The sequence below is a fragment of the Kosakonia sp. SMBL-WEM22 genome, assembly GCF_014490785.1.
Lineage (GTDB): Bacteria > Pseudomonadota > Gammaproteobacteria > Enterobacterales > Enterobacteriaceae > Kosakonia.
Window position 1 is genome coordinate 4587812 of the sequence record NZ_CP051488.1, and the last position, 20997, is coordinate 4608808.

The 20997-nt window shown below is 56.1% G+C and carries 19 protein-coding genes; 5 read left to right on the forward strand and 14 right to left on the reverse strand.

Translation table 11 applies throughout. From position 1 onward, the window contains the following. Positions 1–487: 487 nt before the first annotated feature. Positions 488–3193 carry an HTH-type transcriptional regulator MalT gene (gene malT, locus HF650_RS22110; protein ID WP_187800363.1) on the forward strand — a complete coding sequence of 902 codons (2706 nt, stop codon included), beginning with the start codon at positions 488–490 and terminating at the stop codon, positions 3191–3193. 3 nt (positions 3194–3196) lie between these two features. Here the strand turns inward: malT and HF650_RS22115 are convergent, their stop codons facing one another. Genes HF650_RS22115 through glpE form a run of 3 tightly spaced genes read right to left on the reverse strand, consistent with a single transcriptional unit; the run spans position 3197 to position 5191 of the window. Then, the gene (locus HF650_RS22115) at positions 3197–3955 is read right to left on the reverse strand and encodes a DeoR/GlpR family transcriptional regulator (protein ID WP_023482097.1); all 759 of its coding nucleotides are present in this window, start codon (positions 3953–3955) and stop codon (positions 3197–3199) included. Positions 3956–3972: 17 nt separating this feature from the next. Continuing rightward, positions 3973–4803 carry a rhomboid family intramembrane serine protease GlpG gene (gene glpG / locus HF650_RS22120; protein ID WP_187800364.1) on the reverse strand — a complete coding sequence of 277 codons (831 nt, stop codon included), beginning with the start codon at positions 4801–4803 and terminating at the stop codon, positions 3973–3975. Between the two features lie 58 nt (positions 4804–4861). Continuing rightward, entirely contained in the window at positions 4862–5191 is a 330-nt protein-coding gene (gene glpE, locus HF650_RS22125) for a thiosulfate sulfurtransferase GlpE (protein ID WP_187800365.1), read from the reverse strand. Between the two features lie 188 nt (positions 5192–5379). Between glpE and glpD the strand changes: the two genes are divergently transcribed. Then, complete coding sequence (gene glpD, locus HF650_RS22130; RefSeq protein WP_187800366.1) at positions 5380–6885, forward strand: glycerol-3-phosphate dehydrogenase; 1506 nt, start codon at positions 5380–5382, stop codon at positions 6883–6885. A gap of 51 nt (positions 6886–6936) precedes the next feature. On the opposite strand, the gene gntU is transcribed toward glpD, so the two are convergent. The 5 genes from gntU to HF650_RS22155 form a co-directional block, all read right to left on the reverse strand. Further along, positions 6937–8277 (reverse strand): gluconate transporter, encoded by a 1341-nt coding sequence (gntU, locus tag HF650_RS22135; RefSeq protein WP_187800367.1) that lies wholly within the window; start codon positions 8275–8277, stop codon positions 6937–6939. Continuing rightward, on the reverse strand, positions 8274–8807 hold the full coding sequence (gntK, locus tag HF650_RS22140; RefSeq protein ID WP_187800368.1) for a gluconokinase: 534 nt from the start codon (positions 8805–8807) through the stop codon (positions 8274–8276). Before gntK ends, gntU begins: the two co-directional genes overlap by 4 nt. A 136-nt stretch (positions 8808–8943) precedes the next feature. Continuing rightward, entirely contained in the window at positions 8944–9939 is a 996-nt protein-coding gene (gntR, locus tag HF650_RS22145) for a gluconate operon transcriptional repressor GntR (protein ID WP_187800369.1), read from the reverse strand. A gap of 104 nt (positions 9940–10043) precedes the next feature. Further along, positions 10044–10739: a pirin family protein gene (locus tag HF650_RS22150; protein WP_023482050.1), complete on the reverse strand. Its 696-nt coding sequence runs from the start codon at positions 10737–10739 to the stop codon at positions 10044–10046. A 123-nt stretch (positions 10740–10862) separates the two neighbouring features. After that, positions 10863–11900: an oxidoreductase gene (locus HF650_RS22155; protein ID WP_187800370.1), complete on the reverse strand. Its 1038-nt coding sequence runs from the start codon at positions 11898–11900 to the stop codon at positions 10863–10865. Between the two features lie 237 nt (positions 11901–12137). On the opposite strand from HF650_RS22155, the gene HF650_RS22160 reads away from it, so the two are divergent. Together HF650_RS22160 and yhhY are read left to right on the forward strand one after the other, a co-directional pair. Then, the gene (locus HF650_RS22160) at positions 12138–12746 is read left to right on the forward strand and encodes a polymer-forming cytoskeletal protein (protein WP_187800371.1); all 609 of its coding nucleotides are present in this window, start codon (positions 12138–12140) and stop codon (positions 12744–12746) included. A gap of 217 nt (positions 12747–12963) precedes the next feature. Beyond that, positions 12964–13455, forward strand: a complete 492-nt coding sequence (gene yhhY, locus HF650_RS22165) for an N-acetyltransferase (RefSeq protein WP_187800372.1) — start codon at positions 12964–12966, stop codon at positions 13453–13455. A gap of 36 nt (positions 13456–13491) precedes the next feature. Here the strand turns inward: yhhY and ggt are convergent, their stop codons facing one another. Next, positions 13492–15252: a gamma-glutamyltransferase gene (gene ggt / locus HF650_RS22170; protein WP_187800373.1), complete on the reverse strand. Its 1761-nt coding sequence runs from the start codon at positions 15250–15252 to the stop codon at positions 13492–13494. Positions 15253–15375: 123 nt separating this feature from the next. Here ggt and HF650_RS22175 point away from each other — a divergent pair, with 123 nt between their 5' ends. After that, positions 15376–15861 carry a DUF2756 family protein gene (locus HF650_RS22175; protein WP_187800374.1) on the forward strand — a complete coding sequence of 162 codons (486 nt, stop codon included), beginning with the start codon at positions 15376–15378 and terminating at the stop codon, positions 15859–15861. Here the strand turns inward: HF650_RS22175 and ugpQ are convergent. The 5 genes from ugpQ to ugpB form a co-directional block, all read right to left on the reverse strand. After that, positions 15858–16598 carry a glycerophosphodiester phosphodiesterase gene (gene ugpQ, locus HF650_RS22180; protein ID WP_187800375.1) on the reverse strand — a complete coding sequence of 247 codons (741 nt, stop codon included), beginning with the start codon at positions 16596–16598 and terminating at the stop codon, positions 15858–15860. The genes HF650_RS22175 and ugpQ overlap by 4 nt on opposite strands. Then, entirely contained in the window at positions 16595–17668 is a 1074-nt protein-coding gene (locus HF650_RS22185; RefSeq protein WP_187800376.1) for a sn-glycerol-3-phosphate import ATP-binding protein UgpC, read from the reverse strand. Before HF650_RS22185 ends, ugpQ begins: the two co-directional genes overlap by 4 nt. Before the next feature lies 1 nt (position 17669). Continuing rightward, positions 17670–18515, reverse strand: a complete 846-nt coding sequence (gene ugpE, locus HF650_RS22190; RefSeq protein WP_187800377.1) for a sn-glycerol-3-phosphate ABC transporter permease UgpE — start codon at positions 18513–18515, stop codon at positions 17670–17672. Beyond that, positions 18512–19399 carry a sn-glycerol-3-phosphate ABC transporter permease UgpA gene (gene ugpA / locus HF650_RS22195; protein ID WP_187800378.1) on the reverse strand — a complete coding sequence of 296 codons (888 nt, stop codon included), beginning with the start codon at positions 19397–19399 and terminating at the stop codon, positions 18512–18514. The genes ugpE and ugpA overlap by 4 nt, the downstream gene beginning before the upstream one ends. A 97-nt stretch (positions 19400–19496) precedes the next feature. Next, positions 19497–20813 (reverse strand): sn-glycerol-3-phosphate ABC transporter substrate-binding protein UgpB, encoded by a 1317-nt coding sequence (ugpB, locus tag HF650_RS22200; protein ID WP_187800379.1) that lies wholly within the window; start codon positions 20811–20813, stop codon positions 19497–19499. Between the last annotated feature and the right edge of the window lie 184 nt (positions 20814–20997).

Genomic DNA, 20997 nt, shown 5'->3' on the forward strand with positions numbered 1-20997 from the left:
TCGACATTAGCGCTAGTGTGCAGATCTACGGGTATGACTTCCTCATCCTGGCGGGGATTAGAGAGGGAGGAGTAGCGGGGATGAGCGAAAAAATGTGATCCCCGCCACCTGGCGTTTTTATCGCATGGTAAGAGGATAATGAAATACCGTTTCGGTAATAAATTGTTTTTACGCGCGGTGAAAATGGCACGAAATAATATTTTGCCCGCGGCAACGCCACCATTTTGTTAATTGCACGCCGACGTTACGCGACTCATTAATATGGTCTATTTTTCTGCGGAAAGATTATCCGTTTTTAGCCGGTAACCCGCCGCATCTGGGCTGAATTTATTCGGCACAAAAATAGAACTGTGACATAGTGCAAATTCACAATCGTCAGATTCGGACATAACTTGCAATATTTCCGCATCTGTTCGAACGTATTGAGATTAATTACGAAGCACAAAAAAAATCGCATCTCAGTTCTCCTCACAGTGAAGTGATAACTATGTTGATTCCGTCCAAATTAAGTCGCCCGGTTCGTCTCGACCATACGGTGGTGCGCGAACGTCTACTGGCGAAACTTTCCGGCGCCAACAATTATCGGCTTGCGCTGGTAACCAGCCCGGCGGGCTACGGTAAAACCACCCTCGTCTCACAATGGGCAGCGGGGAAAAGCGACGTCGGCTGGTTCTCGCTTGATGAGGGGGATAATCAGCAGGAGCGCTTCGCTAGTTACTTTATCGCCGCGGTGCAACAAGCCACCGGTGGACACTGCACCAGCAGCGAAGTGATGGCGCAAAAGCGCCAATATGCCAGCCTGCCTTCACTCTTCTCGCAGCTGTTTGTCGAACTCACCGAATGGCAGCGCCCGCTCTACCTGGTAATTGATGATTACCATCTGATTACTAACCCGGTGATCCACGATGCGATGCGCTTCTTCCTGCGCCATCAACCGGAAAACCTGACCCTGATTGTGCTCTCACGTAACCTGCCGCAGCTCGGGATTGCTAACCTGCGCGTGCGCGAACAGCTGCTTGAAGTGGGCAGCCAACAGCTGGCCTTTACGCATCAGGAGGCAAAGCAGTTTTTTGACTGCCGACTGAATGCGCCGATTGAAGCGGCGGAGAGCAGCCGCTTGTGTGATGATGTGGCTGGCTGGGCCACGGCGCTGCAACTCATCGCCCTCTCCGCCCGGCAAAATCATAGCGCGCCGCACCACTCTGCGCGCCGCCTGGCGGGCATTAACGCCAGCCATCTCTCCGATTATCTGGTCGATGAGGTGCTGGATAATGTCGACCCTGCCACCCGCCAGTTTCTACTGAAAAGCGCCCTGCTGCGCTCAATGAACGATGCGTTGATTGTGCGCGTCACCGGCGAAGAGAACGGGCAGATGCGGCTGGAGGAGATCGAGCGTCAGGGGCTCTTTTTGCAGCGCATGGATGACTCCGGCGAGTGGTTTTGCTACCACCCGCTGTTCGGCAGTTTCCTGCGCCAGCGCTGCCAGTGGGAGCTGGCCACAGAGCTGCCCAATATTCACCGCGCAGCGGCTGAGAGCTGGATGGCACAAGGCTTCCCGAGCGAAGCGATCCATCATGCTCTGGCAGCGGGCGATGGCGCTATGCTGCGCGATATTCTGCTCAATCACGCGTGGGGCCTGTTTAACCACAGCGAGCTGAGCCTGCTGGAGGAGTCGCTAAAAGCGCTGCCGTGGGAGAGCCTGCTGGAGAATCCGCGGCTGGTGCTGCTGCAGGCGTGGCTGATGCAAAGCCAGCATCGCTATAGCGAAGTGAACACCCTGCTGGCGCGCGCCGAACAGGAGATGACCACCCAGATGGATGCCTCGCTACATGGCGACTTCAACGCCCTGCGCGCACAGGTGGCGATTAACGATGGCGATCCGGTGGAAGCGGAACGGCTGGCGATGGTGGCGCTCGACGAACTGCCGCTGGCTAACTACTACAGCCGGATTGTCGCCACGTCGGTGCATGGCGAAGTGCTGCACTGCAAAGGCGAGCTGGCCAATTCGCTGGCGGTGATGCAGCAAACCGAGCAGATGGCGCGCCGTCACGATGTCTGGCACTACGCGCTGTGGAGCCTGATCCAGCAGAGCGAAATTCTCTTTGCCCAGGGCTTTTTGCAGGCCGCGTGGGAGATGCAGGAGAAAGCTTTCACGCTTATCCGCGAGCAGCACCTTGAACAGCTGCCGATGCATGAATTTTTACTCCGCATCCGCGCCCAGCTTCTGTGGGCATGGGCGCGGCTCGACGAGGCGGAAGCTGCCGCCCGTCAGGGTATGGAAGTGCTCTCTGCGATGCAACCGCAGCAGCAGTTGCAGTGCCTGGCGCTGATTGTGCAGGTCTCGCTGGCACGTGGCGATCTGGATAACGCCCGCAGTCACCTGCACCGGCTGGAGAACCTGCTCGGCAACGGTCAGTATCATAGCGACTGGGTATCGAACGCCGATAAAGTGCGGATGATCTACTGGCAAATGACCGGCGACAAAAACGCCGCCGCGCAGTGGCTGCGCCAGACGCCGAAACCGGCTTTTGCCAATAACCACTTTCTGCAAAGCCAGTGGCGCAACATTGCCCGCGCGCAGATCCTGCTGGGGGATTTTGGCCCGGCGGAGATAGTGCTGGAGGAGTTAAACGAAAACGCGCGCAGCCTGCGCCTGATGAGCGATATCAACCGTAATTTGCTGTTGCTCAATCAGCTTTACTGGCATGCAGGACGCAAAAACGATGCCCAGCGCGTGCTGCTTGAAGCGTTGCAGCTTGCCAACCGCACCGGGTTTATCAGCCACTTTGTGATTGAGGGTGAACCGATGGCGCAGCAGCTGCGCCAGCTCATTCAGCTCAACACGCTGCCGGAGCTGGATCAGCATCGCGCCCAGCGTATTCTGCGCGAAATTAACCAGCATCACCGGCATAAGTTCGCCCACTTTGATGAGAGCTTTGTCGAGCGTTTACTGACGCACCCGGAGGTGCCGGAGCTGATCCGTACCAGCCCGCTGACGCAGCGCGAGTGGCAGGTGCTGGGGCTTATCTATTCCGGATACAGTAACGAGCAGATCGCCGGCGAGCTGGCTGTCGCCGCGACGACCATCAAAACCCATATCCGCAACCTCTATCAAAAGCTGGGCGTCGCCCACCGTCAGGATGCGGTGCAGCATGCCCAGCGGCTGCTGAAAATCATGGGCTACGGGGTATAACGGCTAGCAGAGTTCCAGCTGCACGTTATTGTGGCTTATTACCTGCATTACGCCTGCGGGCGGCATCACATCGGTGTAGACCGCATCGACAAGGCTGATGCTGCCCATATTAACCATCGCGTTACGGCCAAATTTCGAGTGATCCACCACCAGCATCACATGGCGCGAGTTCTCAATGATCGCGCGCTTGGTGCGCACTTCATGATAGTCAAACTCCAGCAGCGAGCCGTCAGCATCAATACCGCTAATCCCCAGAATGCCGAAATCGAGGCGGAACTGGGAGATAAAGTCGAGGGTCGCTTCGCCGACAATACCACCGTCGCGGCTGCGCAGTTCGCCCCCCGCCAGAATGACGCGGAAATCAGACTTCTTCATTAACGTATTGGCGACATTAAGGTTGTTAGTAACAACCCGCAACTCGCTGTGGTCGAGCAGCGCATGGGCGACCGCTTCCGGCGTGGTGCCGATATCGATAAACAGCGTCGCGCCGTTGGGGATCTGCTCAGCAACGCGGCGGGCAATACGCTCTTTTTCCGCCGCCAGCGTCGTTTTTCGATCGTGCCACGAGGTGTTTTCCGAACTGGAGGGCAGTGCCGCGCCGCCGTGGTGACGCAAGATTTTGTTCTGATCGGCCAGATCGTTCAGATCGCGACGAATCGTCTGCGGGCTGACGGAGAACTGCTCGACCAACTCTTCGGTGCTGACATATCCCTGCTGTTTAACCAGCTCGATAATCGCGTCATGACGCTGTGTCTGTTTCATGATGTGTCCCTGGATAATTATGTTCGTTTTCGCACATTCTGCGAGTCCACCAGCGCCATCGCCAGGCCAATCACCATCCCTGCCGTATGCGCGCCGCTGGCAATAGCGAAACCGGTTAAGCCGAACCATTCCGCCACCATCAGTAACACCGTAAAGATAAACAGGCCGTTCGGCAGCGCTACCTTCGGTTCCGGATCGCGTATGCCGCGCAGCCAGACATAGCCAATCAACGCGTAAACTACGCCGGATAAACCGCCGAACCAGGGGCCGGTAAGCTGATGCTGTACAAAACCGCTCAGCAGCGCGCTAATCAGCGTAATCACCACCAGCTTTCCGCTGCCGAGCCGCTTCTCCACCGCGCCGCCAAGATACCACCACCAGAAGAGGTTAAAGAGGATGTGCAGCAGCGAAAAGTGCATGATCGCATGGGTGAAGTAGCGCCACGCTTCAAAGCGCAGGCTCTCATCCCACGGCCAGGCGAGCCATACCATGACGACTTCATCGCCCATCACGTTCATCAGCAGGAAGACGATAATGCAGAGCAGGGAGACGGCAATGGTTAGCGGCCCACCGCGCTCGCGCAGGGCGGCTGAAAGAGGGAAACGACGGTAGTGCAAACCGCTGTCGGTCTGCCCGGATTGCCAGCTCGCCGCCAGATAGCGCGGATCGGCGGGGTTTTCCAGAAAGCGCGCCAGCTCGCTGCGCACGCGCTCGGCCTGGCTTTCGTCCGCCAACCAGATGTCGGTCTGCTCATGGTGCTGGATGGTCAGGATGACGCCCTGAGTCTGCATATAGTCGACAAACGCCTGGGCGACGCGGGGGTTAGCAAAAGAGGTAATCATCAACATGACGGGCGTCGCTTAGTCCATACAAAGAGAGACAGTATAGCGGAGAGTCGCGCTTCGCCTAAAGCGTGCCGTGCTCGACTTCAGCCGGGAAGTGGCGATGCCACGCATCGAAACCGCCGTCGACGCTGTAGACCTCTTCAAAGCCCTGCTGCAACAGATATTGCGCGGCACCTTTACTGCTGTTGCCGTGATAGCACATGACCATCACCGGCGTGTCGAAGTCGTTGTCGCGCATAAACGCGCCCAACGTATCGTTGGTAAGGTGAAACGCACCCGGCGTATGGCCCATCGCGAAACTCTGCGGATCGCGGATATCGACCAGCACGGCCTGCTGCTGCTGCAATTTCTGATGAGTCTCTTCGACATTAATACATTCAAAATGATCCATGGCGTTCTCTTTATTGACACGAATTATGGCTAGGCTGCGACAAGTGTACGTCGTGACCCCGGTGAAGCGCCATTATGTTATGCATATCACTCTAAATTGTTTTTTTGATGTTACCAAAAGCGCGTTCTTTTGCTATTATGAGCGATATCGAACATTTTTGAGCTTTTACGAAAGTGCGTGAGGATAACATGGAAACCAAAGATCTGATTGTGATAGGCGGGGGCATTAACGGTGCCGGTATCGCGGTTGACGCCGCAGGGCGTGGTTTATCCGTGCTCATGCTTGAGGCTCAGGATCTCGCCTGCGCGACATCCAGCAACAGCTCTAAACTGATTCACGGGGGCCTGCGCTACCTTGAACACTACGAATTCCGCCTGGTGAGCGAAGCGCTCGCCGAACGTGAAGTGCTGCTGAAAATGGCACCGCATATCGCCTTTCCGATGCGTTTCCGCTTGCCGCACCGCCCTCATCTGCGCCCGGCGTGGATGATTCGCATTGGTCTGTTTATGTACGATCACCTGGGTAAACGCACCAGCCTGCCGGCATCTAAAGGGTTGCGATTTGGCTCAGAATCGGTGCTGAAACCGGAAATCGTGCGCGGATTCGAATATTCCGACTGCTGGGTCGATGATGCGCGCATGGTGCTGGCTAATGCGCAGATGGTTGAGCGTAAAGGTGGGAAAGTAATGACCCGCACCCGTGCTACCAGCGCGCGTCGTGAAAACGGCCTCTGGGTAGTGGAAGCGGAGGATATCGATACTGGCGAGAAATTTAGCTGGAAAGCACGCGGTCTGGTTAACGCTACCGGCCCGTGGGTGAAAGAGTTCTTCGATGACGGCATGAAGCTGCCTTCGCCATACGGCATTCGTCTGATCAAGGGTAGCCACATCGTGGTGCCGCGCGCCCATGCGCAGAAGCAGGCCTACATCCTGCAAAACGAAGATAAACGTATTGTCTTTGTGATCCCGTGGATGGATGAGTTCTCCATTATCGGTACCACTGACGTTGAGTACCACGGCGACCCGAAAAACGTGAAGATCGACGATGATGAGATCAACTACCTGCTCAATGTCTATAACGATCACTTCAAGAAACAGCTGACGCGTGACGATATCGCCTGGACCTACTCCGGTGTGCGCCCGCTCTGCGATGATGAATCTGATTCACCGCAGGCGATCACCCGTGATTACACGCTCGATATTCATGATGAAAATGGTAAGGCGCCGCTGCTGTCAGTATTCGGCGGGAAACTCACCACCTATCGCAAGCTGGCGGAGCATGCGCTGGAAAAACTGACGCCGTACTATAAAGGTATCGGCCCGGCGTGGACCAAAGAGTGTGTTCTGCCCGGCGGCGATATCAACGGCGATCGTGAGGATTACGCAGCAAAACTGCGCCGTACATACCCCTTCATCAGCGAATCGCTGGCGCGCCACTATGCCCGTACTTACGGCAGCAACAGTGAACTGATTCTGTCGGGTATCACCAGCCTTGATGGCATGGGCGAGCACTTCGGTCATGAGCTGTATGAAGCCGAACTGCGTTACCTGGTCGAACATGAGTGGGTGCGCCGCCTCGACGATGCCATCTGGCGTCGCACGAAACTTGGTATGTGGCTGAGTGAAGAGGAGCAGGCGCGTGTGGCTCAGTGGCTGACGCGTAATAACAAAGCGGAACTGTCGCTCGCGTCTTAAGCGTTAAGATAAAAACCCGGTGGCCTGCAACCACCGGGTTTTCTTTTGCCTTTAGCTCAGCAGCGTAAAGGCGATCATCCCGATAATCGCACCGGTGGTGCCGAGGATGGTTTCCATCATGGTCCAGGTCTTCAGGGTTTGCGCTTCTGTCGCGCCGGTAAAGCGGCCATAGAGCCAGAAACCGGCATCATTCACATGACTCACCACAATCGAACCGCCCGCGATACAGATGGAGAGTGCCGCCATCTGCGCGCCGTTGAAGTGCAGCTGTTCAATGACCGGCATTACCAGACCGACCGCGGTCAGACAGGCGACCGTTGCGGAACCCTGGATAATGCGCACCGCCGCCGCCAGCACGAAACAGGTCAGGGCGATAGGTAAGCCCATGCCGGTTAACGCTTCACCGAGCGCCGGGCCAACGCCGGAATCGACCAGCACCTGTTTGAAGACGCCGCCTGCGCCAATTACCAGCAGAATAATCCCCGCCGGTTGTAGCGCCTGGCCGCAAATCTCCATCACCCGATCTTTTTCCATGCCCTGACGCACCGCCAGACCATAAATCGCTACCAGACAAGCCACCAGAATGGCGGTAAAGGGGTGGCCGATAAACTCCATCCACTGATAGAGCGTGCTCCCTTCAGCCACGAAGCGCGCGGCGATGGTTTTCATCCCCACCAGCACCAGCGGCAGCAGGATCAGCGCAAGACTGAAGCCAAACGATGGCATTTTGCCTTCGCCGAGATGCGGCTCGCTGACATCATCCGGAATATGCAACTCAACGTGGCGGCTGATAAAGTTGCCCCACAGCGGCCCGGCGACCAGCATGCCCGGGATCGCAGCGCAGAGGCCAATGAGGATCATCCAGCCAAAATCGGCATGCATCTGCGAGGCGAGCAGCATCGGCGCAGGCCCCGGCAGCAGAAATGCCGCTGCCGCTGCCACACCCGCGAACAGTGGAATCACCAGTTTGACCAGGTTGGTGCCAGTGTGGCGTGCCATTGAGAAAGCGACGCTTATCAGCAGCACAATCGCCACTTCGAAGAAGAGCGGCAGAGCGCAAATCAGCCCGGCGAGACCAATCGCATAGTGCGCGCGGCTGTGACCGAAGGAGTTAAGCATTTTAACGGCAATTTGATCCACCGCGCCGGTCTCATGCAGGATTTTGCCGAACATCGCACCGAGTGCCACCACAATGGCGAGAAAGCCGAGCGTACCGCCCATCCCCTTTTCCATGGTCTGGGCAATTTTCGTCAGCGGCATGCCGGAGAAGAGCCCGGAGCCAATCGAGACCACCATCAGCGCAACGAAAGCGTGCATTCGCGCTTTCATCACTAAAAACAGCAGCAGTAAAACAGAACCGACGGCGGTTAATACCAGCGTTAATGTACTCACTGCTCACGGCCTTGGTTAATCACTTCAATGGTGCTGGCGACCACGCCATCCAGGGGTTGGTCAATGTTTACCACCAGCACATCGCGCTCATCTTCGCCCGGCTCCTGCAGCGTTTCGAACTGGGTGACCAGCATCTGCGTTTTGAAGAAGTGGCCTTTACGCGCTTTCAGGCGGCTTTCGATAACATCGAATTCGCCCTTCAGGTAGATAAAGGAGAGGTTAGGATTACCGGCGCGCAGCAGGTCGCGGTAGTGCTTTTTCAGCGCCGAGCAGACGATCAGCGACACTTTGTTGGTGCGCTGCATGGCAAAGGCGGCATCGTTCAGCGCCTGCAACCACGGTTTGCGGTCGTCGTCGTTCAGCGGCTCGCCGGAGGCCATCTTATTGATGTTGCTTCGCGGATGAAGAAAGTCGCCGTCAAGAAATGCGGCTTTAAGCTGATACGCGACTTCGCTGGCAACCGCAGATTTGCCGCTGCCTGAAACGCCCATCAGAACGAAAACATGGTGATCAAGGTTTGTTGTGCTCAAAGGGTAGCCCCCACGGGTGCAAGAGTGATTGTTACGGGTAACTGTTATCGGTAACATTGTCCTGCCGCGATCCCAGAGAAGCAATATTCACAGTGGCCAGAGATAAATAAGTGTGAGCTACGTCAAATTTGTCAGACTAAATAGATCCACCCGGTGACAAAGTGAAACCTAAATCTAACAACTTTGGCGTAACTTCTTCACCACGGATACGCGCCAGCAGCCGTTCCGCACCGATGCGCCCCATGCGTTCACGCGGCGTCAGCACGCTTGCCAGACGCGGTTCCATCACCTGACCAATGTCATGCCCGTGGAACCCGGCAATCGCCATATCTTGTGGGATCTTCAGCCCCAGACGCTGGCACTCAAAGGCAGCACCGACGGCAAGGTCATCGTTAGTACAGAAAATCCCATCAAGCTGCGGATACTCGCGGCGCGCCTGGCGCATCAACTCAATGCCGGCGGTATAAGAGGAGGATTGTTCCACCATCACACTGTACGGCGTCAGCCCCGCATCCAGCATCGCCTGCTCGTACCCCTTCTGTTTGATGATAGTACGTTCATCCAGACGTGCACCGAGATAGGCAACGCGACGATGGCCGCGCGCAAGAATGGCGGCGGTGATTTGCCGGGCGGCCTCGAAGTTATCAAAGCCGACGGCAATATCGAGGCAGGGGGATTTGCTGTCCATCAACTCAACGACCGGAATGCCTGCCACTTCGATCATTTTTAGCGTGCGCGGCGTGTGGGTGCGTTCAGTGAGGACTAAGCCATCAATGTTCCATGAGAGCATCGACTCCAGTCGCTCCTCCTCCATTTCCGCTTTGTAGCCGTAGTGCGCCAGCATGGTTTGATAGCCGTGCGCGTCGGTAACGCTTTCAATGCCGCGAAGCACTTCAGCGAAAACCTGGTTCGTTAAAGAGGGAAGCAGTACGCCAATGGCGCGGCTGGTAGCGTTAGAGAGAATATCGGGCGCGCGGTTAGGGATATAACCCAGTTCATCAAGGGCGGCGGCGATTTTGCCACGTAAAGCGATGGAAACCTGTTCCGGGTTACGCAAAAAACGGCTGACCGTCATTTTGGTCACGCCTACGCGATCGGCCACATCCTGTAGTACGGGTCTTTTCTTTTTCATCGCCCTGATAATTTACGCAAAAGAGAGGGGGTGCGCAGTTTATCACGGACAATGCGCAATCTTGCGGTCAAAAACCCCAGGATTGCGCGTTTATTTACGCCACATCACACCGGTGGCAGATCGAAGAGCAGGATTTCGCTATCGCTGTCCGCATGAACCGAGATTGCCTGCTCATCCCAGATAGCGAGGCCATCGCTGGTGGTCGCTTTGGTGCCATTAATGGTGACTTCACCTTTCACAACCTGGATCCAGACGCGGCGCTCGGCGGCAATCTGATGCACAGATTGCTCATCTTTCAGCAGCGCCCAGCGGTAAAGCTCCATATCCTGATGCACTTTCAGCGAACCGTCGCGGGCATCCGGTGAAAGCACCAGCTGTTTGCCCTGCGTGGCGTCGAAGCGGCGCTGCTCGTAGCGCGGCTCGATACCGTTAGTTTCCGGGATGATCCAGATTTGGTACAGGCGCAGACGGTCGGTTTTGCTCGGGTTGTACTCAGAGTGACGCACTCCGGTGCCGGCGCTCATGATCTGGAATTCGCCCGCCGGAACCTGCTCTTTGTTACCCATGCTGTCCTGGTGCTCTACCGCGCCTTCCAGCACATATGTCAGGATCTCCATATCTTTATGCGGGTGGGTACCAAAGCCCTGCCCCGCATCAATAACGTCATCGTTAATCACGCGCAGCGCTGAAAAACCCATAAAGTTCGGATCGTAATAGTTAGCAAACGAGAAGGTGTGCCAGGAGTCCAGCCAGCCATGGTTAGCGTGGCCGCGGTCATTTGCTTTGCGTAAGAAGATCATCTTTTTTTACCCCGTCTGTTTTCGATGGGGTAAGTGTGGACGCAATTATTGCCCAATCATAGAGGGGGAAAATTGACTCCTCTGTTCAAAAAAAGTGAACAAGCGCAGAGGAGCCATATTCCCTTACTTGGCGAGGGTTATCGTTGCAGGCGACGCCTGCTCAAAGGCGCGTTCCAGCAGCTCAAGGTTGGTAAGAACGTCAGTTTCCTTGACGTAATTTTCCGCGCCGTTCGTCAGCGTTTCATACAGCGCATCGTAGACGCGTCCGTAGTCGCCTGGCTCAGGCGCAATCTCTTCACGCACCGTTTCGCCCGCGTCATTGACGTACTCCAGAATGCCCACACTGTCGTCTGCGGCAAATCCCGCATCGCCCGGCATGATATTGGCTTTCAGGCTGGTCTCCTGCTGATCGACGCCATATTTAACGAATGAGCCTTTACGGCCATGGACGATAAATTTCGGGTAATCGATTTTCACCAGGTGACTGGTTTTCACAATCGCTTTCAGATCGCCATAGAAGAGCTGCGCTTCAAACGTATCGTCAGGGTTGGCTTTGTTGCGCAGGCTGCGAATGTCATAGGCGGCGTGATCCGGGCGGCCAAACAGCGAGATAATCTGATCCATAGTGTGCACGCCAAGGCCGTAAAACGAGCCATCCTGCGGCAGACCCGGCTTGCTTTCCGCTTCCGGGCGGTAATAGTCAAAGTGGCTTTCGATCTCAACAATCTCGCCCAGTTTGCCGCTCTCAATCACCTTTTTGGTGGTGAGGAAGCAGGAGTCGAAACGGCGATTCTGATAGGGCGTTACCGTCAGGCCTTTGCTTTTCGCCAGCTCAAACAGCGTGACCGCTTCCGCCATAGTTGGCGTGAAAGGTTTCTCGACCAGCACGTTTTTCCCCGCTTCCAGCGCGCGTTTCGCATAGTCGAAATGGCTATCGGCATGGGTGCAGACAATCACCAGTTTGACCTGCGGGTCGTTAAGCACCTCGTCCAGGTCGCTGGTGAAGTGAATGTGCTGATAATCGGGGTGCTGCTCCTGTGGCTTCGGATGGCGGCGGAAAATGTGCGCCACATGCCAGCTGGCTTTACGATTGAGGACATAAGGCAGGTGATATCGGGTAGTGCTTTTACCAAATCCAATAAATGCGCAATGTAGAGTCATCGTGTCGTCCTTTGCAGAATATCTCTTTTTACCTTAGACCAGGCCCGGCGAGAGCTGAAACAAGAACGTCTTATTTATCGATTATTGTTATGTTTTTTAGCCATTTATAAATTCCGATTTTTCTTTCGCGCTCTTGATCGCCTCCCCTAATTCGCGCATAAAACACGCGGCAATATCCGTTTGCCCCTTTCATGAGTCAGAAGCACCCACCACGCAGGGAGTTGCGCGCAATACAGCATGGATAAGCACTACTGGTATTTAAATCTCGCTCTTGCTTTTTGGGCCTTCGCGCTGGGGAGCTGGTGCATTGATGCACGGCTCTGGGCACAAGTTGCGGCATCGCTAACGCTTCTCGGCTTCTTCTTACATTTTGTACAACATCAGGTTAACGCTATGTTTGGTAAAGAGAAAACCCCAAAAACGCCTCCACTACAACCGATTACGCCCTCACTGGTTAATGAAAAAGAGACGCTGCGCGATGAGAAGCAGAACACAGTTGTCGCCAGCGGTACCACCTTTGTCGGCAATATTACCTCAAGCGGGCAAGTGCATATTTACGGCACGCTTACCGGCAATATCGAAGCAAAAGACAACATTATCCGTATCATGCGTAATGGCGTGGTTGAAGGTAATCTTGTCTGCCGCGAGCTATTTATCGACGGCACGGTGAACGGCGAGTGCAACAGCGAAATGTTGAATATCGAAGAGAATGGCAACATCAACGGCACGTTGACCTACAGCGCGCTGACCATCAAGAAAGGCGGTACCTTCTCAGGCCAGGCGAAACTCACCGCGCCAATCGCGAAATTAAGCGTTGAGAAAGAGAAGAAGCGAGCCGCTGAATAACAGGTAAAAAAAAGCCAGCACCCGGCTGGCTAAGAAATACTGGAAGCAATGTGAGCAATGTCGTGCTTTCAGGATTGCCGTACGGTTCCCCTGAATGCATGGCAATAATAATCATTATCATTCGCACTTGTCTACCCCCTGTGACAAAAAATGGCAGTTGACGCTTCGCCTGAAAGACCGGAATGTGAAGGCTAACCCAACCAACAGGAGAAGCAGGATGAGCGAGATAGTGATACGCCACGCTGAAATGCACGATGTCGAACCGTTACGACAGATTTACGCGCAGCCCGAGGTGTATCAAAACCTACTCCAGCTACCTCATCCCTCTTCCGACCACTGGCATAAACGCCTGACGCCGCAGCCGGGCCGCCGGGATCTGATCGCCACGCTTGATGAGCAGGTGGCAGGCCATCTTGGTTTGATGGTTGAGCAAAACCCGCGCCGCAGCCACGTCGCCAGCTTTGGCATTATGGTTGCGCCTCATTTTCAAAACCGTGGTATCGCCAGCGCGTTAATCAACGAGATGGTGCAACTGTGTGATAACTGGCTGCGCATCGACCGCATTGAGCTGTCGGTATATGCCGATAACGCACCCGCGCTAACGGTCTACCGTAAGTATGGTTTTGAAGTGGAAGGCACCGCGAAACGCCATTCACTGCGTAACGGCGAATATGTCGATTCGTACTATATGGCGCGTATGAAGCGGTAAAACTATCCCTCTCCCGTGCGGGAGAGGGAAATTTCTTTAATATCCTGCGGTTAAATCATCTACCGAACGCGGATCGGACGCACCATACAGCGTGCCATCCGGCCCAACCATAATGCTCTGCGTACTGCCCATAGAGGCTTTCACAGCCACCTTCTGCCCCTTCTGCTCCAGCAGTTTCAGGGTGTCAGGGCTAAAGCCCTTCTCCACGCGCAGTTCGTCCGGCAACCACTGATGATGGAAGCGCGGCGCATTGGTCGCTTCGGCAATGTTCATTCCATAATCAATGGTGTTGACAACCATTTGCAGCACGGTAGTAATAATCCGGCTGCCGCCAGGGCTACCGGTGACCAGCCAGGTTTTGCCATCTTTCAACACAATCGTCGGCGACATCGATGAGAGCGGACGCTTGCCCGGCCCGATAGCATTCGCATCACCACCTACCAGACCATAGACATTGGGCACGCCCGGTTTGGCTGAGAAGTCATCCATCTCGTTATTCATCAGAATGCCGGTATTACCGGCCACAATGCCGCTGCCAAACACGGTGTTCAGCGTGTAGGTCACCGCAACGGCGTTACCCTCTTTATCCACCACTGAGAAGTGGGTGGTCTGGTTGCTCTCGTAAGGTTCCAGTTTTCCGGGGCGGATCTGGCTGGAGGGGCGCGCTTTATTCACATCGATCTGCTCAGCGATGGATTTGGCGTACGCTTTGCTGGTCAGCGCCTGCCATGGCACTTTCACAAAATCGGGATCGCCGAGGTATTCAGAACGGTCGGCGTAGGCATATTTTTCCGCTTCCGCCATCACCTGCATCGCATCGGCGCTGCCGAAGCCATATTTCGCCAGGTCGAAACTCTCCAGGATGTTGAGGATCTGAATGATATGGATCCCGCCAGACGATGGTGGCGGCATAGAGTAGACCTGATAACCGCGATAGTCGCCGCTCACCGGCGTACGCTCAACGGCTTTGTAGCTGGCAAGATCCTCTTTGGTGATCAGCCCGCCGTTTTTGCTCATCTCCTGGGCGATCTGCTCTGCCGTTGTGCCTTTATAAAAACCATCCGGCCCCTTTTCCGCGATTAGCTCAAGGCTCTTCGCGAGGTTGGCCTGCACCAGCTTGTCGCCCTTCTTCAGCGGCTCCCCCTCTTTCCAGAAGATCGCCTTGCTGGTGTCGTGGTTCGGCAGCACTTCACTGCCGTAAGTTTTGAGATCGTCCGCCAGCGCATCGTTAACCGTGAAACCCTGCTTCGCCAGTTTAATGGCGGGTTGCACCACCTTTTTCAGCGGCAGCGAGCCATACTTCTCCAGCGCCAGCGAGAAGCCGGCGACCGTGCCAGGCGTGCCGGAAGCGAGATGGGAGGTCAGCGATTTTTTGCTGTCCGGGTTGCCCTGATCGTCGAGAAACATATCGCGCGTGGCGGCTGCAGGTGCCATTTCGCGGAAATCGATCGCCGTGACCTTACCCTCTTTGGTACGGATCATCATAAACCCGCCGCCGCCCAGGTTGCCCGCCTGCGGATGGGTCACCGCCAGCGCATAGCCGACCGCAACCGCCGCATCGATCGCATTACCCCCCTCTTTGAGGATCTCTACACCCACGCGGGTCGCGGCTTCATCCACCGAGGCCACCATCCCTTGATGGGCCACTACCGGATGAAAGACATCGGCTTCTACCCCATATGAAACGGGGGCTGGCGCGGGCGCCTGAGCAGGCGGCGGCGCTGCGCCGACACTGAAACATGCTCCCGCCGTCAGCGCGGCAATCGCCGCCCAACGCGCAAACTGCTGTTTGATCATCGTCGTTCTCCACAAAGAGGGGTTACAGTTCCCGCTTAAGTCTGGTTCACAATGGGCAAAAAATCATGGTCATGCAGGAATGCGACTAAACTTAAGGGCAGGCCTCAACGGGAGGAGATGAGAATGAAACGCCTTGTGATTGTGGCAGCTCTGCTGCCTTTTACCGCTTTCGCACAGCCGCTTAACCCGACCAATAACCCGAATCAGCCGGGGTATGTCGTGCCCAGCCAGCAGCGAATGCAGACGCAAATGCTCAACCAGCAACAGCAGCAGCAAGGGTTACTGAAACAGCAGCAGCAGACACAGAGCCGCCAGCAGCAGCAGAACCTGCAAATGCAGATGAACGATAATTCACAGCGAATAAGGCAGGCTCAGCCGGGGGAGCCCGACCCCGCCCACCAGCAAGTGCTCCCCAACAGCAACGGCGGGATGTTAAGCCAGGGCAGCAGTAGCGGTGGCGGGATGCTAAACCAGCAGAGCAGTAGCGGCGGCGGGATGTTACATCCGCAAAACAGCGCCAGCGGTTCGACCCTGCAGCAGCCGCATATGCTGCCGCAGACCCAAACGCAAAGCGGCGGCATGCTGCACAGCACGCCGCCCACGCCTTAAGCACCGAAGTGGGGCCCGATAGCGTCGATATTGTCTGTGCAGATGCAATCGACGCCCCACGCCAGCAATTCCGCCGCGCGCGCCGGCTGATTCACCGTATAAACCAGAATGCGCAGACCGGCGTCGCGCAGCATGCGAACGCGCGCCTCATCAAGCAGTTTATGGTTGAGATGAATCGAGGTGCAGGCCAGACGGTCAGTCACCTCTTGCCAGTCATCGCGCCAGGCATCAAGCAGCAGACCGCGCGGCAGTTCCGGTGCGGCCTGTTGCGCCGCTTCCAGCGCATCGATCTCAAACGACGAGAGCAGCGGCGGGGTCATCTCTGACCACAACTCGCGGGCGGCAAGCGCGACGACTTTGCCCGTCAGCGGACCGGTGCCAGTTGTCGGTTTGATTTCGATATTCGCCATCATGCCATGCTGCTGGCAGCGCTGCGCGACCTCTGACAGCAGCGGCAGCGGCTCGCCTTTAAACTCACCGCTGTACCAGCTCCCGGCATCGACCTTCAGCAGATCGCTCCACGCCAGCTCGCCCGCCACGCCCCAACCATTACTGGTGCGCTCCAGGTTGTCATCATGCAGCAGGAAGATCTGCCCATCTTTCGATAACTTGGCGTCAAATTCGATCATCGTGTGGCCATATCTGGCACCGACATCGATCGCCGCAAGGGTATTTTCCGGAGCCAGTTTTCCACCGCCGCGATGGGCGACGATGCGGGGATAGGGCCAGTTATTCATACGCGTTGTCCTGTTTCACCATCGAATAAGTGCAGGTGATGTTCCGCCAGATGCAGCCACAGCGTACTGCCGGGCGCGGGGCGCTCCTGGTGCGACAGACGCGCCACCAGCTTCTGCTCACCCCAGCGACCATGGGCCAGGTTATCCGCGCCGAGCATCTCCAGCGTATCCATCACCAGCGGTATGCCGCCTGCGGCTTGTGAGCTTAGCGCAATATGTTCAGGGCGGATACCCAGCGTCATTTTCCGTCCGGCATAGCCGCGATAGTGCCAGTTAATCGGCAGCGCCATGCCGCTTGCCAGCTCAAAGTGAGTACCCGACTGGCTGATCTGCCCATCGAGTAAATTCATCGCCGGGCTGCCAATAAAACTTGCCACAAAACGGCTGGCCGGTTTCTCATATACCTCAACCGGCGTACCGATCTGCTCGGCAACGCCTTTGTTCATCACCATCACCCGCTGTGCCAGCGTCATCGCTTCCACCTGATCGTGAGTCACATAGAGCGAGGTGGTGTTGAGGCGGCGGTGCAGCTGCTGCAACTCAAGGCGCATCTGTACGCGCAGTTTGGCATCCAGGTTAGAGAGTGGTTCATCAAACAGGAACACCGCTGGATCGCGCACGATGGCGCGCCCCATCGCCACGCGCTGGCGCTGACCGCCGGAGAGCTCGCGTGGGCGACGCTTCAGCAGCCCCTCAAGCTCCAGAATGCGTGCCGCTTCCGCCACGCGTCCGGCAATATGCGTTTTGCCCATGCCGCGGATTTTCAGCCCCCAGGCCATGTTCTCCTCCACGCTCATGTGCGGATAAAGGGCATAGTTCTGGAATACCATCGCGATGCCGCGATCTTTCGGCTCCTTCTCCGTGACGCGCTGGCGGTCAATCCAGATATCACCGCCGGAGACGCGCTCCAGCCCGGCAACCATACGCAGCAGCGTCGACTTTCCGCACCCGGATGGACCCACCATAACGATGAATTCGCCGTCGGCAACATCCAGCGTTAACGGCTCAATCACCTGCGTTTTACCGCCGTCCCAACTTTTTGTCACTGCCTGTAATTTTAGAGATGACATCTTATTTCTCACTGTCGACCAGACCGCGCACAAAGGCGCGCTGCATGGTTAAAACGATAACAACCGGGGGGATCAGCGTCAGCAGCATCGCGGCCATCACCTGGTTCCACTGCGTCGTGCCCTCGCCGCTCGACATCATCCCTTTAACGCCCGCCACGGCGGTGCCCAGGTTGACATCGCTGATAATCAACAACGGCCATAAATACTGATTCCAGCCGTAGATAAAGGTGATGACGAAGAGCGCCGCAAGATTAGTGCGCGACAGCGGCAGGACAATGTCGCGAAAAAAGCGCATTGGCGAAGCGCCATCAATACGCGCGGCTTCCATCAGCTCGTCCGGTAGGGTCATAAAGAACTGGCGGAAGAGAAAGGTTGCGGTGGCAGAGGCCATTAGCGGTAAAGTCAGGCCGGTATAGCTGTCGAGCATCTTAAGGTTGGCGATCACTTCCACCGTCGGGAAGATGCGCACCTCTACCGGCAACATCAAGGTACTGAAGATCATCCAGAAGAAGAGGTTTCGCAGTGGGAAACGGAACCAGACGATGGCGAAGGCCGAGAGGATGGAAACTGAAATTTTCCCTACGGTTATCACTAGCGCCATGATGAAGCTGTTGGTCAGCATCAGCCAGAAGGGTGCGCTGTGGGGGCCGACGCCGTTAACCCAAATCGCGCGCAGATTCTCCCACAGATGGCCGCCGGGGATCAGCGTCATCGGCGTGTCGTACACCGCGTTGATATCAAGCGTGGCGGTGACAAAGGCGACGTAGAGCGGAAACAGCACCACCGCAACGCCTATGATAAGCATGATATGGCTGAACAGCGTCAGCCCTGGGCGATTCTCAATCATTGGTAGCGCACCTTACTTTCGACATAGCGGAACTGCACCACCGTCAGCACAATCACCAGCACCATCAGGATCACCGACTGCGCCGCAGAGGTGGAGAGATCCAGCCCGGCAAACCCTTCGCGATAAATTTTATAAATCAGCGTGGTGGTTGCCTGCACCGGGCCACCGGCGGTCGCCGCATCGATAACCGGAAACGTATCGAAGAAGGCGTAAACCAGGTTGACCACCAGCAGGAAGAAACTTACCGGTGCGATCAGCGGCAGTGAAAGTTTGAAGAAACGGCGAATGGGCCCTGCACCATCAATGGCGGCAGCTTCCACCAGCGAGCGGGGAATAGACTGTAACGCGGCGAAGAAGAAGAGGAAGTTGTAGCTTATCTGCTTCCAGACCGAGGCGAACACCACCAGAAACATCGCCTGACCGCTGTTCTGCGCATGGTTCCAGTCGTAGCCAAACTGCCCAAGGAAGTGGGTAATCAACCCGCGTCCGGGATTGAAGAGAAAGATCCACAATACGGCGGCAACCGCAGGCGCAACGGCATAGGGCAGCAGCATCAAGGTCTGGTAGATGCGGCTGCCGCGCACCACGTTATCCACCAGCGCGGCAAAGAACAGCGAAACCAGCAGGCCGCTGAAGGTGACCATCGCGCTAAAGCGGATTGTTGTCCAGAAGGCGTCGAGGTAGTAGCTGTCGTGAAACAGCGCGGTAAAGTTATCCAGCCCGACAAACTGGCTGGAGAGGCCAAAAGGATCAACGCTCTGCACGGAGTACCACAGCGCTTCGCCTGCGGGCCAGAGAAAGAAAATCACCGTGATTGCCAGCTGCGGCGCGACGAGCAGATAGGGTAGCCAGCGTGAACGAAACACCGGACGGGATGAGGACATAGTGAGACTCTTTTTGAAAATGCCGGAGGGCGGCGACGCGATAGATTGACCGAGTTACAGGCCGGACAAGCGCTGCGCTTATCCGGCCCTTAATACATTAAGACTTGGTCGACTGCTGGAAGCGGCGCAGCAACTGGTTACCGCGCTCAACCGCTGAGTCCAGCGCCTGTTGCGGCGTCTTCTTACCGGTCCACACGCTCTCCAGCTCTTCATCAAGCACGGTGCGGATCTGCGGCATATTGCCCAGACGCAGCCCTTTGGTGAAGGCCAACGGCGGCTTGTTTAGCATCTGACGTGTGGCGATATCCGCCCCCGGGTTTTTATCGTAGAAACCCTGCTGACGTGTCAGATCGTATGCGGCTTTGGTGACAGGCAGATAACCGGTTTTCTGATGCCACTCGGCAGCGATTTCTGGTTTGGTCAGGAAGTCGAGGAACTGCGCCACGCCTTTGTAGGTCGCGTCATCTTTGCCCTTCATTACCCACAGGCTGGCCCCGCCGATAATGGCGTTTTGCGGCGCGCCTTTCACATCGGCATCGTACGGCATCATGCCGACACCGTAGTTGAATTTCGCATAGTGGCGAATATCTGCCAGTGAGCCGGATGAGGCGGTGGTGATAGCACAATCACCGTTGTAGAACTTCTCGGTGGATTCATCTTTACGCCCAAAGTAGCTGAATTCGCCCTTCTTATTCAGCTCTTCCAGCATGGCGATATGTTTCACCTGCTCCGGCTTATTGAACTCCAGCACCGCATCGGTACCGTCAAAGCCGTTGTTTTTAGTGGCGACCGGCAGACCGTGCCAGGCGCTAAAGTTCTCGATCTGGATCCAACCCTGCCAGCCGCTGGCGTAACCGCACTTCATGCCCGCCGCTTTCAGCTTTGCAGTGTAAGCCGCCAGATCCTGCCAGGTTTTCGGCGGCTGATCCGGGTTCAGGCCCGCTTTTTTGAAAGCGTCTTTATTGTAATAAAGCACCGGTGTGGAGCTATTAAAGGGTTGAGAGAGCAGATGACCGGTTTTTGAATCGGTGTAGTAACCCGCAACGGTCGGCACAAACTGACTTTCGTCAAAGGTGATGTCCGCATCTTTAAAGACCTCGTAAACCGGCTTGATCGCTTTAGAAGCCATCATCGTTGCGGTGCCAACCTCGTAAACCTGCAGCAGCGCTGGCGCATTGCCGGTGCGGAAGGCGGCAATGCCGGCACTCAGGTTTTGCTCGTAGTTGCCTTTATAGACCGGAACGATTTTGTAGTCGGGATGGGTATCATTAAAACGTTGCGCCAGGGAGTCGACCTCTTTACCTAACTCGCCATCCATGGAGTGCCAGAACGGGATAGTGGTTACGGCCATGGCATTGCCAGCAAAAACAAATCCCAGCGCCAGACCCAAAGCTGTATGTCGTAACGTCGTCATTGTGCTCTCTCTTGTTATACGGGATGCGCGATATCACGCGTTTTGTGCTCGCGAGGTAACATGACACGCTCGAATGACAGAAAAATAACTTTTTAATTACAAAAACATGACAGCCAGGCGTCAGGGATGTGTCGCACACGTGATGGAAAGATGAAGGAAAAATGGCGACCCAGACAAAGGGCTT